Origin of the sequence: Vibrio coralliilyticus ATCC BAA-450 (assembly GCF_000176135.1) — a bacterium.
In the GTDB taxonomy this organism is placed as follows: Bacteria; Pseudomonadota; Gammaproteobacteria; order Enterobacterales; family Vibrionaceae; genus Vibrio; species Vibrio coralliilyticus.
In genome coordinates this window covers 158978-179048 of the sequence record NZ_ACZN01000018.1, presented here as the reverse complement: position 1 = coordinate 179048, position 20071 = coordinate 158978, and the positions used below count along the sequence as shown (strand labels likewise).

The following is a 20071-nucleotide window of genomic DNA, read 5'->3' as shown; positions in this document are numbered from 1 at the left end:
TAATCCCTCAATACAAGGTCCGTGATATATTCGATTGGTATGTTTTACGACCCATATGGAACTACGGGTTTTTCATCGGAAATAGCAATTATGAAAGAAATACCATTTCGCTGGATTGATAAATATCTCATTCATCTAAAGATACAGGAAAAGTTTTACCTCCTGTTTTTCCTCCCTATCATCGCACTTTTAGTCCTAACTTTCGTTCTCGATAGTGCTGCTGATCAAATGCTTAACCACCTCTATCAAGATGAACTAGTTTTGATGAAAGGTCTAATTGAATCAGCTAATCTCACTCAAAGTCAGGTCGCGTCTCTACTCGCAAATTCAGAAACCATTTCGATTGGTGCTGGCGAAGGGGCTATAAGTGTCAATAACGGCGCATTCAGTCTAGTCGCAGACCCAAGTCAAAACTTATGGTCCGCCCTTTCCTCAACGCACATTGTCATCATTCTAGTGACATTGTCTCTTATCGCCTCTGGTGTGTATTACATTATGACCTTTATCGGTGGCGCAATGTTCACCATGAATAAAGCTCTGAACACCCTAGCAGATGGTGACCTAACCAGTCGTATGAACTTCTTCAAAGTCCGTGATGAGTTTAGCGAAATTGCCATCACCATAGATAAAGTCGCGGAGCGAGAGCAGTCATTAGTCTTGTCGATTCAGGAATCAGTCGCACTCATGCAACAAATCAGTTCTGATCTGAATCAGTCTAACCAACACAGCGCTGAAATTTCCGGAACTCAGCAAGAACACTTGAACTCACTAGCGAGTGCAACGGAAGAGATGGCATCAACGATTCGCGAAGTGGCGAACCTTGCGCACGACTCCAGCACCCAAACTGAAAACGCACGCTCTGTTGCCCAGCAAGGACAACAGAAAGTCGGCCATACTCTAACCTCCATTTCACAGTTATCTAACGAAGTCCAATCTGCTTCTCAAGCCGTTGCAGAGCTTGATGCCAATGCAGCTCAAATTGATGAAGTAGTCACTGCTATTAACGGTATCTCTGAGCAAACTAACTTACTTGCTCTCAACGCAGCTATCGAAGCAGCACGTGCCGGTGAACAAGGCCGAGGTTTTGCCGTGGTGGCAGATGAAGTTCGAGCATTAGCGGCAAGGACTCAGCAGTCAACTGTTGAAATTCAGTCAATGATTGAAGCCTTGCAGCGCAACAGCCAGTCGCTGACTAAATTGATGGAAACAACAGTGGTCAACTCTGGCGAAGGCCAAGCACTGATGTCAGAAGTGGATACGGAAATCGCATCCTTGGCAGACAAAAACCAATCCATATCTGATGCAAGTGTGCAAATAGCCACTGCGGCAGAGGAACAAGGTGTTGTTGCGGATAGCATCGCGGCGAGTGTGGAAGAAATTCGCAATCAATCCAACCAAGTCTGCGAAATGATCAACGCAACCAATGGAAATATCGAGCAACTTAGAGGGCAAAGTGATTCCATGGAAAACCTACTCACAGGCCTTAAAGCGTAATGTACAGAGCCGCCAGTTGGCGGCTCTTTTATTTGCTTTTCACTCCCACTTCCCTGAAAATAGCCAACCTTTCAAAACCAATCAATTGAGTAAACACATGACTCCAGCTATTTATCTTGAAAAAGGCCGTGATAAATCCTTAAGACGTCGACATCCTTGGATTTTCTCTCGCGGTATTCGCAAAATGGAGGGAGAGCCTTCATTAGGTGAAACAGTGGACATTTTTACTCATGACGGCAAATGGTTGGCAAAAGGCGCTTACTCTCCCCACTCTCAAATTCGTGCCCGTGTTTGGAGCTTTGAGAAAACTGAGATAAATGAAGATTTCTTTGTTAAACGTATCCAAAACGCACTGCTGCTTCGTCAAGATGTGATTGAGCGTGACGGTCTAACGGGTTACCGATTGATCGCAGCAGAATCAGACGGGCTGCCTGGAATTACCATCGATAAATATCAAGACTACCTTGTTTGCCAGCTCCTAAGTGCAGGCGCAGAATTCCAGAAGCAGTCACTGATAAACGCTCTCCTAAAAGTATTCCCGCAATGCAACATTTATGAACGCTCAGATGTAGCGGTACGCAAGAAAGAAGGCTTAGAAGAACGTACTGGTGTTTTACATGGTAACGAGCCACCAAAGTCTGTGGTCATTGAAGAGAATGGAGTCAAAATCAGCGTTGACATCGTTGGCGGACATAAAACAGGTTTCTACTTAGATCAACGTGACAGCCGCCAACAAGCCATGAAATACGTTAAAGGCAAAGAGGTACTTAACTGCTTCTCCTATACCGGTGGGTTCGGCTTGTATGCGCTTAAAGGTGATGCAAAACGTGTCATTAACGCTGATGTCTCTCAGCCAGCACTGGATAGTGCAAAGCTCAATGCTGAGCTTAACGAGTTCGATATCTCTAAAAAACGCGCTGTGTTCCTCAATGCTGACGTGTTTAAGTTGCTACGTGAATATCGCGATCAGGGCACCAAGTTTGATGTTGTCATTATGGATCCGCCAAAGTTTGCAGAAAGCAAAGCTCAGCTCAATGGTGCATGTCGCGGATACAAAGACATCAACATGCTGGCAATGCAGATTCTAAAGCCTGGTGGAACGCTGCTGACGTATTCATGCTCAGGCCTTATGGACCAAGTTCTATTCCAGAAAATCATTGCGGATGCTGCGGTCGATGCGGGTAGACAAGTCAAGTTCGTCGAGCGATTTGAACAAGCTGCAGATCATCCTACTGATACCGCTTACCCGGAAGGTTTCTATCTCAAAGGGTTTGCTTGTAAAGTTATCTAATCAGACAAATTCATTAATAGAAAAGGGCCTTACGGCCCTTTTTTTAATCGTGTGATTTGATAATTTCATTCAGTAAATTGGTCAAGTCGTTGCCCGTGATACTGCCATGACTGGTATCAATGCCGTTGAGTTGATCGACGACGTTATCCAGCTTAATCGACTGAGTGGTTTGTCCGTTGTCTCTCTGAATGGTGAGTTCAATGCCGTTACTGTCGACAACATTGGCAGAGACATCAGAAAGTAACTCTTCCATGGTTTCATCTTGTCCTAACAGATCAGAAATATCGATCTTATCTTCCGATACATGGAAGTCCGTGATTACGTCAGTACCACCATCTAGGTCGCCATCATGCCAGACGAATTCATCCTCACCATCGCCGCCAGATAGAATGTCACTACCTAAGCCACCGATGAGCGTATCATCACCCGCTCCACCTAGCAGAATGTCATTGCCTGCACCGCCATCCAGAGTATCATCCCCCCCCTGACCGAACAGAATGTCATCTCCTACTCCACCAGAAAGAGTGTCGTCCTGATCACCGTCACGGGAAACATCAAAATCACTGTGGTTCTGACGAACATAACTGTGAACATCTTCTGCTGATACATCAGCTAATGGACTGCTGGTCTCTGATGCAACGTATTTCTGTAATGCAGCAACACCTTGGCCGTCAATGTTATCGAAATCAATGAGGTCACCAAATAGAATGTCGTCGCCCTGCCCACCTTCTATGTTGTCTTCACCTTGTTCTAAGGTCACTTCCTGCCCAAGAATCGTCTCAGCTAGTTCGTCTACATTGATGTTAGGAACAACCACACCATCAGAGTCATACTGTGACAAGGTTGCTTCATTGACGCCACTGCCAATACCCACCGCTTCAACCGCTGAGATTAACGCCAACACCTGATACATATGACGAGCCTGCACCGATGCATTGCTACCATCGGTGTATCTCAATCCACCTGAGTAGCTTAAGTTACCTAGCGTAGCGCCTGTCAACGGCGATTTGACGGCACCTGAACTGGAGACAATTTCTTCACCTTTATAAGAGACCGCGATACCCACAGAATAGTTATCAGGCAAGATATCATCTAATGTCACGACATCCTTAGTGGATGCGTCATAGTCCAGCACAAGCTGGTCGAAATCAGCAGAAGTTACATTTAGGTGATTGTTATAGTTGGGGTTACCATCCGTAATAAAGTACGTAATATTTTCTGCTTGATCGTTAGTATTAGCATCAAACCATTCAACAGCTGCGTCGAAGCTGGTTTCGTAGTTTGTAAGACCACTACCATTGTCCTCGATACTACTTAGCTGAGACACAAAATCAGCGCGAGTCGTTGGAGAGCTTAAATCCACTGATATCGTGACACCTGAGTTAGTAGCAAACTCAGTTAAAAGGATGTTGACGGTCCCGGCATTAGAACCTGAGTTAGCAGTGCTGAGTAACTGATCGAAAACTTCGATAATTTCTGTTTTCGCCGTACCAACTCTTCCACCCATACTACCCGAAGTATCAAGAACAAATGCGATGTTATAGTCCTGACCTGCAATAATCTGGATACCCTGAACATCACCTACGATTAGTTCATGATCTCCATTGCCACTAATGGTGTCATCACCATGTGAACCCGATTCAAGCACATAGCTACGGAAAGAGAGTGTCTCTTCCGCTGTACTATGCGCTGTATCTTGGTTGGCGCTTTCGACCGAAGACCCTTGAACCTGAATCGGGAACTCCAAGCTACCACTGTAATCGTGAGGTACTTTGATATCGAAGGACGCGTCGCCATTACCATCTAGCGTTATTAAGTAAGAACCATTCGGCTGTGAAGACACCAAACTATCGTTCACGTATACTTCCACACCTGTTGGAATACCCGTCACAACGACTTCAGTTCCGAGAGCTTCACTGCCATCCGCATCAACTAAGGCTACAGCAACATTAACTGGAATGGTTTTATCTTGCGATGTTTCGTAACGACCATCCTCCATTTGCTCTGTCGCTACATTCACCACCTCCATTTCGCCAATAGTCATAGAGACTTGAGGTGCATCGGCTACTGGCACGACTTGAATGGATAGCGTATCTGAGGCACCTGTGTTTGTCGTATAAGTGATCACGGGAAGTTGGCCTGACCAGTTAGCGTTCGGCGTAAACTCATAGCCACCATCGGCCTGCATGACAAACGTGCCTTCAGACAAAGTCACGCTACTGCCTGCTGGGTACGAGACATTGTTGATAGAGAAGTGTTCAACAGAAAGGATGTTGTCTTCATCGCTGTCTCTACCGTCTATATCCGTCAGTACATTACCAATCGCACTGCGGTCTTCATCGACGACATTGACATCAGGTTGCGTCACAGTAGGTTTGTTTTCGTGAACGACAACATCTATCGTTGCTCGCGAATCCGCCTCGCTGGTTGAGTTCACCTCTGAAGCTGTGGCCACAACTGTAATTGTAAAATCGTCGTGAGAGCCTGCTGGTGGTAAAACGGATAACGAAGATAGATCCCAAGTCGTTACATCCACCTCACCGGAAGCGCCTACAACCACATTATTAGAACCACCATCACTCAATGTCGCACCTTGTGGTAAACCACTCAATGTGACCCCCAGCGTTTCAGAGCCATCGTTATCGTTAAGAGCACTCGTAATCTGAGAAAGTGGGATTTCAGTATCTTGAAGCCCTTCGTTGTAACCGTAGACTTCATATACTTCCACACCATTTACTGACTTAAGTTCTGAAGCCCTTACATCAGATTGATCCAGCTGTGTTTCGTCGGTCACTACGGATAACGCAGAGCTGGTAAGATCAACCGCTGCCGCGCCATTTATAGAAACATCGACATTAAAGTTACCTGGGCCACTTTGGTTGTGGTGATAAATCGCAAGTGGATAGTAACCCGACACCTGAGGCGTAAAGGCGCTGCCCTGAATTTGCCCACTTGAATTCCCCCAGTAGGCTTGGTCGGACATAACGCCACCAATCGTGATCGCTAGGCTGTCATCACCACGTCCTACAAAGTCATAACTCGTTCCAGCCTCAAGGTACACCAAACCAGTCACGAGCACGGCATTGTCTGCTGCCGTTGCCCAACTGCCGGTGTCTTGGGCATTGGTTGTTGTACTTGAAGAAGCAAGTTGAGGGTCGAGCGCATCAATAGCTGAAATCAACGTGCTGCCATTTACACCCTGACCATTGTCATTTCCTACAATCACTCCCGTCCAGGTCACCACATTGAAGTGCTGCTCTGGAAGCACAGTGTCTGGAGTGGTGATGTTAAGAACTGGAGTATCCGCTACGGGCGTAACATCAAGAGTAAGCGTCATTGCATCAGACTTGGCATCACCTTTTTCAACCACAAAGTCAATGTGAGCATAATCCTGATTCAGGTTACCTTCTCCGGTGCCAGTATGCTGGTTGTATCCTGACTCATCATCCTCAGGCGTAAATCGGAGATTGCCCTGAGCCACATGATTCACGGAGATCAAATCACCTTCTGAAACTGGTGCCCAGACTCCCGGCGAAGTTTGCACCTCTAAAACACCTGAACTCGGTAATTCAGAAATTGATATTTGTGCATCTAGGTCAGTAATACCGAAGTCAGAGACACCTAAGATGTAGCTTTCGTCTTCATCAAGTGTCACTTCCTTGCTCTCAGCATCAAGCACTGGCAAGACCGTTAGATTAATTACCTTGCTGACTGATTCAGCGGTCGCAGGTGCATTATCTTGTGCGGTTACAACAAATTCGAGCGGGTAGCTGCCCTCCTCAGGCACATTCACTTCAAGTCCCGTCAGGTCATTGCTCCATGCAGACAAATCTACGCTATTCTTTCCATCTGGCGTTGCTACAACAGTGATCGAGTTACCATTGCCATCTCGAATAACAGACCCTTCTGGTAATCCATTAAGTACCAAAGACAAGGTTTCTGAGCCGTCAGTATCACTTAAGCCAACAACAATATCGCTAAGCGGGATGAAGCTGTCTTCGTAACCAATGTTGTCTGCTTTCTCTAACGTTATGTCATCGAGCAGCGCACCGTAGCTGTTTGATGACGTTTCTGATTCAAATACAACTTTGTACTCTCCATCCGATGGTGCTTGGAAATTAATACTTTCGGTTTGCCAATTGAGGCTTTGCTGATCGGTGTACTCAAACAGAACTTTACGATCACCATTTTCATCTTCAAGGAATACCGTCAACGGAGAATCATTTAGCCTGCGCGCGACGACATCAAATGAAAGGGTGTAGAACTGGTCTGCTTGCGCAGTAAACTGAGTGAACAGTTGGTCATCACCATGACGACCTTCGATCTCAAAGATTTGATTCGAACTGTCTGAAACACCACCTCGATAGACAGTTTCTTTGCCTACTTCGCTGTATTCACCCGAGTTATCTGTTCCCCAGATACCTTCAGCACCATCAGATTGTGTAAGCTCACTCGCACTCACATTACCGCGCCATGAGCGGTTATCCATGTCGATAGAATCGAAATCATGGAACGAAATCACTTCTGGCTCAGCAATAGTAATTAAAGGCACGTCAGTGACAGCATCAACCTGAACATCGATACTGTGTTGTTCTATAAGCTCGTTGGAAGAAGTGTAACCTTCCACATTAACCGTAAAGTTCTCGTCACTGTTGTTTGGCGGAGTTATGTTCAACTGTGCCAGCTGTTGTGGAGTTAGCGTTGCTTCTCCATTGCTAATCACAATCATATTTTCGCCAGACTTAAGAATCGAACCGTCTGGTAAATCGGTCAATACAATTTCAGTCACAGAGCTGTTCGCAGGGATAGAGATGTTCAGCGCAATTTGGTTATCTTCATCACCGCTAGCATTCTGTTGTACGGTCAGGTCAGCCACTTCAACAACGCTTATCGTTGTCGTTGCCGTTTCTGATTGTTGACCCGAAGCATCCGTCACATGGATGTCTATCTCACGATCCGTTTCATCAGGGTTTTCACTGGTATTTTCGAATCGAATCCCTTTGAGGAAAGCTTCAAACTCTGAAGATGATACGCCACCAACTGTATCGGCAGTAATCAACAGCGTAACGCTGGCAGGCGTCACAGACTGGCTGACGGTGAATCCGGGCGTAGAAGGCCAAGTAAGTTGATCGCCTGCATACTTGTTCGTCAACGTCACTTGCATAGATTGAATAGCGTCTTTGTCGTCAAAAATGTCGACACTTGCATCCGCAATCGAAATTGCATCATCACCTTCAGTGAAAGCAGTAGCAAAATCAACATTGGTGTCTTGTTTCGAAATTTTGATGACTAAGTCGTTGTAGTCATTGTCATCATTGGCGTGATTTTTCTGGTCGTCAAAGCTTAAAACCGTGTCGCCATCGCTATTTTCAGATACTCTCATGTGAGAGTTTTCGTCATGACTCAAGAACACATTAATATTGGATTGCTCAGCTCCGTTAATAAGCAACTTACCATTGGAGTCCACTTCAAACGTTGCGCCTGATGGTGCATTTTCAATTGCATTGGCACCATTTGGAATGAGGAAGTACTCGACGTTGTCCATGCTATCTAGATTCGCAAGGACAGGATCAAATCCATTTTGACGGGAGTCGTACGAGTCCGACATCAAGATTTGAAGCTGCTGTGTATCTGACGATTCATCATAAACGTAGTAGCCGAATACATTGTGATAACCCGCACTTTCGCTGACAAATTCAATCTGATATTCACTGCCATCTAAGTCGATGGTTGGTTTTTCATTATCTTGAATCGTGGCTGTACCGCTAACCTGATTCGATTGATACTCTGTCTTAGCCGCTAACGTGAACGTCTCGTTGTTATCGGATACTTGATCATCGTTCGTTTGTACAGAAACCGTAAAATCACTTTCACCGGCTGGTAAATCAAACTCAAACACACCATTTTGTAGGGTGACCTGCTCCGATTGCTCAGGGGCGCCATATTTCACCGTCACAACACTACCATTAAAGTCTTCTGGTGAGGTGGCATTAATTTCATTGAGCTCTAAAACCACTCGGGTGTCCGAAGTACTCTCTGCAGACAACGCGACATCGAAACTGACAACACCGCCTTCTTCAACATTTTGGTCGCTGACCGAGTTAACAACCGGACGGTCATCATTGGCGGTTTCCGGGCCCTCACCGTCAGGGTCAACGCTTCCATCATCGACAATAGTCGCGACGCTAGAGTCAGAGCCCTGAGCTCCGACAACGCCGCTAACAGCAAGCTCGAAGCGCTCAGCTCCCTCGTAAACAGGCTGAGAGTCGTCATCACTTGTCTGAACGGTAACACGAGCCTGCGTCACCCCTGCTGGTAACACGACATCACCATTTGGAGCAATCGCCAGCGTTTGCCAGCTGTTGCCATCGTGATACTCCACTACCATGCTTGAAATATCAGACGCGTCTGTCTCTAAATGAGCCAAAGCTAGGTTGATAGTCACCGCTTCAGCCGTGTTTTTGCTCAATGAAACGGTGAACTCTGCAGTTGAGCCTTCACTGACACTCACATTTTCAGAAACAGACACCAATGGTATATCTACATTCTCAATTGTGCCCGAGGCCTGCTGTCCACCTAAAATCAGTGTGTAGTCTTCAGAGCTTTCATAAACGCCATCTATCAAGGTTGGGATAAGAACAGAGAAAGTGCTAACACCGACAGGAACAACCACTTGTTGTGCCGTGGAGTCATAAGTCACCCCGTTGGTGAATATCACTTGAGACAAGTCCACATCCGAATTGTCTGCGCTATCACTATCTGACTTACCAAAAGTGACACTGTATCGTGCTTCTTGCAGTACACCTTCTTCCAGTGTCACTTTGTAGACAAGGTTGTCTCCTTCATCTACTGAATTCTCAAGCATTGAGATAGATTCTACGGCGACCTCTTGAGGCAAGGGATTCACTACAATTGAAACCGTCGCCTCAGCAAAGCCTCCTTTATCATCGGTAATAACGTAATCAAACGTAGTATTACCAACGAACGCATCATCAAGATCTATATAAACTATGCCATTCTCAATCCTAGCGCTGGCGTTATTGACTTCAGAGACATGGGTGATTCGAATATTGTCGCCATTCGGATCAAAATCGTTACCCAATAGTTCAGTCAAAGGAATTTCAAGAACTTCTCCTTGATTGGCTGCATACGCACCGTCACCAGACGCTTTGAAGCCTGTTAGAAAATAGTCTGAAGAGTCACTGCCACGGGCAGGAATGTTGCTAAAATCTGTCGCTTCAAAAACAACGCTATCAAACGCTACGCCGCCGAGGTCTTGCTCATCAAAATGATAAGAACCGTGGTTGCTACCATCATTGGCAACAAAGGTGCCACTCGCGACGGCGTTATCGCCGAGATAGGCCACCCATTTACCTTGCTCATGGTTGCTACTTCCACCTTCATTTTTGAATAGATTCGATACTTCAAAGCTAAACTCTGTCGCAGGCTTGTCTAGGTCAACTCTGAACTGCTCAGACTCACCATCTTCTCGGTTGTACTGAATTTGAGCACCCGGCCCTCCGTTTTCGTCACCCGCAACCCCACGTTTGACACCGCTTTGAGTAATAGACTGATCTTGACCTTGATAGCTGCCGCTAATACTGACGCCATCATGTGTCCAAGAATTAGAGTTAAAGGTACCAAGTGCGACTTCAAAAGCAACAGGGTCATCTGTGGCAATCGGCGCTTGGTTTCCTTCGACTAGAGTCACCGTGTGCTCGTCGCTGTAATTTCCATCACTATCTACTGCTCGGTAATCGAAGGTGTCATTTGATGATGTTTCTAGATAACGCAGCTCCCAGTTACCCGGGCCTTCGGTGGTCACTATCAGCTCTTCAATTTGTCGACCTTCTGGAGCATCGATAGTCACAACATGGAACAAATCTGTATTGCCTGAGGTCTCTTTTGAGACTGGTACTTCGATGATTGAGCCATCATCAAGTTTTGCTTGCACTATCGCTGTTGTTTCAAACTCGTGGCCATCCTCAAACCAGCCACCGAGTCCATCTAACCCTACTTCTACAGACGTTGACGGGCGATGGGTAAAATCAATCGTAATTGTCTCACCTTGCTGAAGACCGCCATCATTTCCTACTGCAAGTCCATATCCAATATGCCCCGCATTTGGCTGACCAAAGTATTGTGTTAATGCCTGACCTGAAGAAGTAATTGTGATTGAATCGCCGTTGTCAAAAGTCAGAACCCTCTGGCCAGCATTACCTTGAACAGATTCACCCCAATTTAAGAAATTAGATTGGCTAGCGCCGCCACCCATACCATCGGGCGCTTCTTTTACTCCCAGAACGAAGCCTGTCGATTCAGCATCATTTTCATACCGAATCAGGTTGGGGTCACTGAATATTGTTCCTTGCTGCAGCACTTCGCCTTCTGAAGTAAAGGTCGTAAGATCATCGGCGTCGATCAACTGATCGCCGTAATACAGCTGACCCGACTCAGGAAGCTCTGTGATAACAACGCCAACAGGTGTGTTTGTTGCGTCATCTTCGTTATCAGAAATATGATCTTGTTCAGCATCCTCGCTATTAAACAAGATGCTTGCATTTCCATTTGCGTCGAGTGTTGCATCAAAATTTTCTGCTTCAGGTGGATTATCTTCGAAATCCAAAATCGTAGCGCTTGCGGTGGTGTCTGTTGACGCGCTAACTGTTCCGCTCCCCGCACTGACGGACAGGCTAAAGCTCTCATCCCCTTCATAAGTATCATCTTGTTGAGTGACAACTTTAACGTTTACAGAGCTCGAACCTGCAGGAACAGAAATTTCTCCCGACGCAGGCACATCCAACCAAGTACCATTCGCAGTTTGATATTGGTACGAAGCCAGATCTTCTGTTGAAGTATCTCCCGCATTTAACGTGAGAACGAAAGAAACAGTCGATGTCGCAGTGTTTGATAAATGGACCGTGAAGTTAGCGGTATTACCTTCATTAACGTCCCCACCTCCTGAGATGGAAACTTGAGGGCGGTCGTCGTCATTGCCCTCACCACCATCCTGAATGGTCGCGTCACCGCTCACCGTACCTGTCTGGCTACTGCTAGCACCAGTTAAAGTGAAGGTTTCATCGCCTTCATACACTGGCGCAATGTTGTCATCCGTGGTCTCAACCGACACAGTGTAAGAACTGTTGCCCGCAGGCACCTCAAAACTGAATTCACCATCAACCGCGTTGACAACAGTGCTGGTACCGTCGGCAAAGTTAACCGTGATTTGATTGGTGGTGTAGTCGTCACTTTCCGCTGTACCATTAGCCAGCGTCATGGTGACTAGCGTAACCAGTTCGCTCGAATTACTAAGAGTCACATCAAAGACAGCAGTACCGCCTTCATCGACCGTTGGACTAGAAATACTGGTAATTTCAGGGCGGTCATCGTCATTGCCTTCACCACCATCTTGAATGGTCGCTTCACCACTCACAGTACCTGTTTGACTGCTGCTAGCTCCACTTAAAGTAAAGGTTTCATCACCTTCATACACAGGGGCATTGTTGTCATCAGCAGTCTCAACTGACACGGTGTAAGAACTGTTGCCCGCTGGGACATCAAAACTGAACTCACCATTAACCGCGTCTACAACCGTGCTGGTGCCATCGGCAAAGCTAACCGTGATTTGATTGCTGGTGTAGTCGTCACTTTCCGCTGTGCCATTAGCCAACGTCATAGTGACAGGTGTGGCTAGCTCACTTGGGTTGCTCAGCGTGACATCAAAGACGGCCGTACCGCCTTCATCGACGGTTGGGCTGGAGATACTGGTAATGCCTGGGCGATCATCATCACCGCCTTGACCACCATCTTGAATGGTCGCTTCACCACTCACTGTGCCTGTTTGACTGCTGCTTGCACCGCTTAAGGTGAAAGTTTCATCGCCTTCATACACAGGGGCATTGCTGTCATCGGTCGTTTCAACCGACACGGTGTAAGAACTGTTGCCTGCTGGGACATCAAAACTGAATTCACCATTAACTGCGTCTACAACCGTGCTAGTGCCATCAGCAAAGTTGACGGTGATTTGATTGCTAGTGTAGTCGTCACTTTCCGCCGTGCCATTCGTCAGCGTCATGGTGACTGGCGTGGCTAATTCACTTGAGTTACTGAGCGTCACATCAAAGACGGCCGTACCGCCTTCATCGACGGTTGGGCTAGAGATGCTGGTAATTTCTGGGCGGTCATCGTCTGGGTTATCCCCTGCGCCGTTGCCGCTGTCATCAATAAACGCCGCTGCTTTCGCTTTGCCATTGTTGTCGGTGGTCACGCCATCCACATCGCGTACCACAAGCTGGAAGCGTTCACTGCCTTCATGCACTGGTGAAGCGTTGTCATCTACGGTATCAACTTCAACAAAGATGTCCTGCACACCCGCTGGCACAGAAATCTCACGACCATCAAAGTCCAGATAGACTTTATCGTCACCATCAAGATAGTACGCACGCATCTCACCAATATCGTCCGCTTCCGCGGTATTGGCATTGCCGTTGGTTTTGGCACGCAGGTCAAGGGTAACCGCATGGTCAACAGGGTTGGAGAGATTAATGCTGAAGGTCGCCACCTCACCTTCGGAGACGGCACCCGCGCCTGTCACGGTTAAATCAGGGCGATCGTTATCGCTGCCCTCACCACCATCTTGAATGGTCGCTTCACCGCTCACTGTATCTGTTTGACTGCTGCTAGCTCCACTTAAAGTAAAGGTTTCATCGCCTTCATACACAGGTGCGTTGTTGTCATCCGTAGTCTCAACCGACACGGTGTAAGAACTGTTGCCCGCTGGGACATCAAAACCGAATTCACCATTAACTGCGTCTACAACCGTGCTAGTGCCATCAGCAAAGTTGACGGTGATTTGATTGCTAGTGTAGTCGTCACTTTCCGCCGTGCCATTCGTCAGCGTCATGGTGATAGGAGTGGCTAACTCGCTTGGGTTACTGAGCGTCACATCAAAGATCGCCGTGCCGCCTTCATCGACGGTTGGGCTGGAGATACTGGTAATGTCTGGGCGGTCATCGTCTGGGTTATCCCCTGCGCCGTTGCCGCTGTCATCAATAAACGCCGCCGCTTTGGCTTTACCATTGCTGTCTGTGGTCACGCCATCCACATCGCGTACCACAAGCTGGAAGCGTTCACTGCCTTCATGCACTGGTGAAGCGTTGTCATCTACGGTATCCACTTCAACAAAGATGTCCTGCACACCCGCTGGCACAGAAATCTCACGACCATCAAAGTCCAGATAGACTTTATCGTCGCCGTCAAGATAGTACGCACGCATCTCGCCAATATCGTCCGCTTCCGCAGTATTGCCATTGCCGTTGGTTTTGGCACGCAAATCGAGGGTGACGGCATGGTCGACAGGGTTAGAGAGGTTGATGCTAAACGTTGCCACTTCACCTTCGGAGACGGCACCCGCGCCTGTCACGGTTAAATCAGGGCGATCGTTATCGCTGCCCTCACCACCATCTTGAATGGTCGCTTCACCGCTGACGGTACCTGTTTGACTGCTGCTCGCACCGCTTAAGGTGAAGGTTTCGTCACCTTCATACACAGGTGCGTTGTTGTCATCAGTAGTCTCAACCGACACGGTGTAAGAACTGTTGCCCGCTGGGACATCGAAACTGAACTCACCATTGACCGCGTTAACCACCGTGCTGGTACCATCGGCAAAGTTGACGGTGATTTGATTGCTAGTGTAGTCGTCACTTTCCGCCGTGCCATTGGTCAGCGTCATGGTGACTGCCGTGGCTAATTCACTTGGGTTACTGAGCGTCACATCAAAGACGGCCGTACCGCCTTCATCGACGGTTGGGCTAGAGATACTGGTAATGTCTGGGCGGTCATCGTCTGGGTTATCCCCTGCGCCGTTGCCGCTGTCATCAATAAACGCCGCTGCTTTGGCTTTGCCATTGTTGTCTGTGGTCACGCCATCGACATCGCGTACCACAAGTTGGAAGCGTTCGCTGCCTTCGTGGACAGGCGCAGCGTTGTCATCCACGGTATCGACTTCAACGAAGATGTCCTGCACACCCGCTGGCACGGAAATCTCGCGACCATCAAAGTCCAGATAGACTTTATCGTCGCCATCAAGATAGTACGCACGCATCTCACCAATATCGTCCGCTTCCGCGGTATTGGCGTTACCATTGGTTTTGGCACGCAAATCGAGGGTGACGGCATGGTCAACAGGATTGGAGAGATTGATGCTAAACGTTGCCACCTCACCTTCGGAGACGGTACCTGCACCTGTGACGGTTAAATCAGGGCGATCGTTATCGCTGCCCTCGCCACCATCTTGAATGGTCGCTTCACCGCTGACGGTACCTGTTTGACTGCTGCTCGCACCGCTCAAGGTGAAGGTTTCGTCGCCTTCATACACAGGCGCGTTATTGTCATCGGTCGTCTCAACCGACACAGTGTAAGAGTTGTTGCCCGCCGGAACATCAAAACTGAACTCACCATTGACCGCATTCACCACCGTGCTGGTGCCATCGGCAAAATTGACGGTAATTTGATTAGTGGTGTAGTCGTCACTTTCCGCTGTGCCATTTGCTAGCGTCATGGTGACTGGTGTAGCCAATTCGCTTGGGTTGCTCAGCGTGACATCAAAAACAGCGGTACCGCCTTCATCAACGATCGGGCTGGATATGGTGGTAATGTCTGGGCGATCATCATCCGGGTTATCCCCTGCACCATTACCGCTGTCGTCAATAAACGCCGCCGCTTTCGCTTTGCCATTGTTGTCTGTGGTCACGCCATCCACATCACGTACCACAAGCTGGAAACGTTCGCTGCCTTCGTGCACCGGCGCTGCGTTGTCGTCTATGGTATCGACTTCAACAAAGATGTCCTGTACACCCGCTGGCACGGAAATCTCACGACCATCAAAGTCCAGATAGACTTTATCGTCACCATCAAGATAGTACGCACGCATCTCACCAATATCGTCCGCGTCCGCGGTATTGGCATTGCCGTTGGTTTTGGCACGTAAATCGAGGGTAACGGCATGGTCAACAGGGTTAGAAAGATTGATACTGAAGGTTGCCACCTCACCTTCGGAGACGGTACCTGCGCCTGTGACGGTTAAGTCAGGGCGATCGTTATCGCTGCCCTCACCACCATCTTGAATGGTTGCTTCACCGCTCACCGTACCTGTTTGACTGCTGCTTGCACCGCTTAAGGTGAAGGTTTCATCGCCTTCATACACAGGTGCATTGTTGTCATCCGCGGTTTCAACCGACACCGTATAAGAACTGTTACCCGCTGGAACATTAAAACTGAATTCACCATTGACCGCATTCACGACCGTGCTGGTGCCATCAGAAAAGTTGACGGTGATCTGATTGGTGGTGTAGTCATCACTTCCCGCTGTACCATTGGCCAGTGTCATAGTGACAGGGGTGGCTAGCTCACTTGGATTACTGAGCGTCACATCAAAGATAGCGGTGCCGCCTTCATCGACGATCGGGCTGGAAATACTGGTGATTTCGGGGCGGTCATTGTCCGGGTTATCCCCCGCACCATTGCCACTGTCGTCAATAAACGCGACCGCTTTCGCTTTACCATTACTATCTGTGGTCACACCGTCCACATCACGCACTACAAGTTGGAAACGTTCACTGCCTTCGTGCACTGGTGAAGCGTTGTCATCCACGGTATCGACTTCAACGAAGATGTCCTGCACACCCGCAGGTACTGAAATCTCGCGCCCATCAAAGTCCAGATAGACTTTGTCGTCACCATCAAGATAGTACGCACGCATCTCACCAATATCGTCCGCTTCCGCGGTATTGGCATTGCCGTTGGTTTTGGCACGCAGGTCAAGGGTAACCGCATGGTCAACAGGATTGGAAAGATTAATGCTAAACGTTGCCACCTCTCCTTCGGAGACGGTACCTGCACCTGTGACGGTTAAATCAGGGCGATCGTTATCGCTGCCCTCGCCACCATCTTGAATGGTCGCTTCACCGCTGACGGTACCTGTTTGACTGCTGCTCGCACCGCTCAAGGTGAAGGTTTCGTCGCCTTCATACACAGGCGCGTTATTGTCATCGGTCGTCTCAACCGACACAGTGTAAGAGTTGTTGCCCGCCGGAACATCAAAGCTAAACTCACCATTAACCGCATTCACCACCGTGCTGGTGCCATCAGCAAAGTTGACGGTAATTTGATTACTGGTGTAGTCGTCACTTTCCGCTGTGCCATTGGCCAGCGTCATAGTGACAGGGGTGGCTAATTCACTTGGGTTGCTCAGCGTGACATCAAAGACGGCCGTACCGCCTTCATCGACGGTTGGGCTGGAGATACTGGTAATGCCTGGGCGGTCATCGTCCGGGTTATCCCCCGCACCATTGCCACTGTCGTCAATAAACGCCGCCGCTTTCGTTTTACCATTACTATCTGTGGTCACATCGTCCACATCACGCACTACAAGTTGGAAACGTTCACTGCCTTCGTGCACAGGCGCTGCGTTGTCATCCACGGTATCGACTTCAACAAAGATGTCCTGCACACCCGCTGGTACTGAAATCTCGCGCCCATCAAAGTCCAGATAGACTTTGTCGTCACCATCAAGATAGTACGCGCGCATCTCACCAATATCGTCCGCTTCGGCGGTATTAGCATTGCCGTTGGTTTTCGCACGCAGGTCAAGGGTAACCGCATGGTCAACAGGGTTGGAGAGATTAATGCTGAACGTCGCCACCTCACCTTCGGAGACGCTACCTGCACCTGTGACGGTTAAGTCAGGACGATCGGATTCATCGCTGATCGTACCTGCTCCGGACTCATTGAGATTAAAGCGATCACCGCCTGTTGTAGCGTTTGCACTGACATCCAACGTAAAGCTTTCGTTGCCCTCAAAAATACTATCATCCGTAGTTTCAACAGAGACTTGAATATTAGTTGCGTTACCGGGAATGTTGTAGCTGCCATCTTGATTCGCTACAGCTGTCTGCGCCTGCCCATTCACTTCATAACTAACATCGATCGGATTTACGGAAAAATCATCAAGAGTCGCAGCTTGATCATTGAAATTTAAAGAGAAATTATAGGTAACATCGCCATCAACATCATTCGACAACGCAACGTCAAATACTGCTGTATTCCCTTCTACAACAGATTCAGAACTAACCGAAAGAGTTGGTGTATCTGCATTACTAGCATCCACCTGCTCATCAGTAATTGTTCCTGTTCCTGATTCATTCAAGTTAAAACTATCATCACCAACAGTAGCGTTCGCGCTAACATCCAGTTTGAAGTTTTCGCTGCCTTCAAAAATATCGTCATCTAATGTTTCAACTGAGACTTGAATATTGGTTGCATTGCCAGGGATGGTGTACGTACCATCCTGATTGGCTTCAGCTGGCTGAGTAACACCATCCAGTTGGTAGCTGACACTGATCGGATTCGTTGTAAAGTCTGCTAACTCCGCAGATTGTCCTTCTATATTAAGTGCAAAGTTATAAGTCACATAACCATCGACAACATTCGACAGCGCAACATTAAACACAGCGGTGCTGCCTTCAACAACAGCTTCAGAGCTCACTGACAAGGATGGAGTATCCGCGTTGCCTCCTCCCTGTTGTTCATCACTGATCGTGCCTGACCCGGACTCACTCAGGTTAAAGCTTTCACCACCCACTGTGGCACTCGCATTAGCATCCAAAGTGAAGCTTTCACTTCCTTCGAAGATCTCATCATTTGCGGTTTCAACCGAGACTTGGATGTTGGTCGCGTTGCCAGGAATGGTATAACTGCCATCTTGGTTTGCGGTAGCAGTTTGAGTAACACCCGTTATCTGATAAGTGACACTGAAAGGGTTTTCGGCAAAGTCAGCAATCTCAGCAGTTTCACCATCAAGATTTATTGAAAAATTATAGGTAACATCACCATCGACATTGTTTGACAAAGCAATATCGAAGACGGCGGTGTTGTTTTCAAACACGGATTCATTGCTGACCGTTAGTTGCGGAAGATCGGACTCGTTGCCAGTGTTGTCCAAAATTGCCGTGCTTGCACTGTTGCTGCCAGCACCATCTCCCACAAGACCGAATACAGGCTCGACGTTGAGCTGGTATTCTTCTGAGCCTTCAAATGTTGTGTCCTGAGCAGTGTTGACGGTCACACGGAGTGATGTAACACCTGCTGGCACCTCAACCGTTCCATCATTTCCCACAACAAGAATGACGCGTTGCGATGAATCAGAATCACCAGAAGAACTTAATGCTTCTACACTCATCCCCGACAAATCTTCTCCTTCAGCAGAGCTCAAAGACAAAGTCAGTTTTAAATTAGTGGTTTGGTTTGACGCTTTGTCAAAGTTGATGGTGTAGCTCGCATTACTACCTTCATCTACCTGAGCATCTCCTGAAACAGATATAGCCGGAATCGGGGTCACATCAACATTAACGACTACAGTATCCGTTCCTCCATTTCCATCATCCACCGTTACTTCAAACGAATCAGAGCCATCATAATTTTCATTAGGCGTGTACTCCCACAGCCCAGTAACAGGATTGATCGTGACTACCCCGTTTTCCGGGGATGAGGAGATAGAAAAAGTAAGGGAGTCATCGGGGTTTGGATCAGTAGCACTAACCTGTCCGCTAATCGACGTATCTTCATTCGTTGTTACAGATACATCATCGGCAAGAGGGCTATTATTCAAAGTAGTAAAGGCTGGGGCTTGTTGAATGGCTTGATATTGGTCTAAAAGCGTTAGGCTCTGAGTTCGAGAAATACCCAAATTTTCAAAACCTTGAGTATTAAATTCAGTATTAGCAATGGTCTCATCACCTGTCCTGACGATGGAACCAATTGTGGTCAGACTAGAGCTTATTTGACCACCAGCAGCAGTCGAAAATTCATCACCTAGTTGAGTTGGATCTTGGCCTTCTTCCAGTGCTGCAATAATGTCATCTATTTCGCTTGTTATGTCTTGAAGTTCAGCGCTTTCATTAACAATACCAATGTTCACATCAGCGAAATCTGGATTGAGCTCTTCCAAGGACATAACAACATCGCCTGCTTTAGCAACTTCGTTATCATTCAATACACGAATACTTCCATTTTCATCTATTGCAATTGTTTGTCCTGCTGCTAGGTTACCAATTACTACGTATGTACCAAAACCCATGATAAGCCCCTAATCCTTTACAACGTTTTGTCTGTCAAAGTTGTGACAGGTGAAGTTAATTTACACATTCACTTAGTGCATAAATTAACACCGGCAACTTTCAAAACAAAAACATTTTTGTTTGGAGTGTTAACAATCTCTACTAAACAAAT

3 protein-coding genes are annotated in these 20071 nt (G+C 47.6%); 2 read left to right on the top strand and 1 reads right to left on the bottom strand.

Annotated elements, in window-relative coordinates; all coding sequences use genetic code 11:
• Positions 1-90 precede the first annotated feature (90 nt).
• Positions 91-1494: a methyl-accepting chemotaxis protein gene (locus tag VIC_RS20240; RefSeq protein WP_006962115.1), complete on the top strand. Its 1404-nt coding sequence runs from the start codon at positions 91-93 to the stop codon at positions 1492-1494.
• Between the two features lie 97 nt (positions 1495-1591).
• A complete protein-coding gene (locus VIC_RS20235) occupies positions 1592-2785 on the top strand; it encodes a class I SAM-dependent methyltransferase (protein ID WP_006962114.1) in 1194 nt (397 codons plus the stop codon).
• Between the two features lie 43 nt (positions 2786-2828).
• On the opposite strand, the gene VIC_RS20230 is transcribed toward VIC_RS20235, so the two are convergent.
• Positions 2829-19919, bottom strand: coding sequence for an Ig-like domain-containing protein (locus tag VIC_RS20230; RefSeq protein WP_006962113.1), 17091 nt, complete (start codon positions 19917-19919; stop codon positions 2829-2831).
• Between the last annotated feature and the right edge of the window lie 152 nt (positions 19920-20071).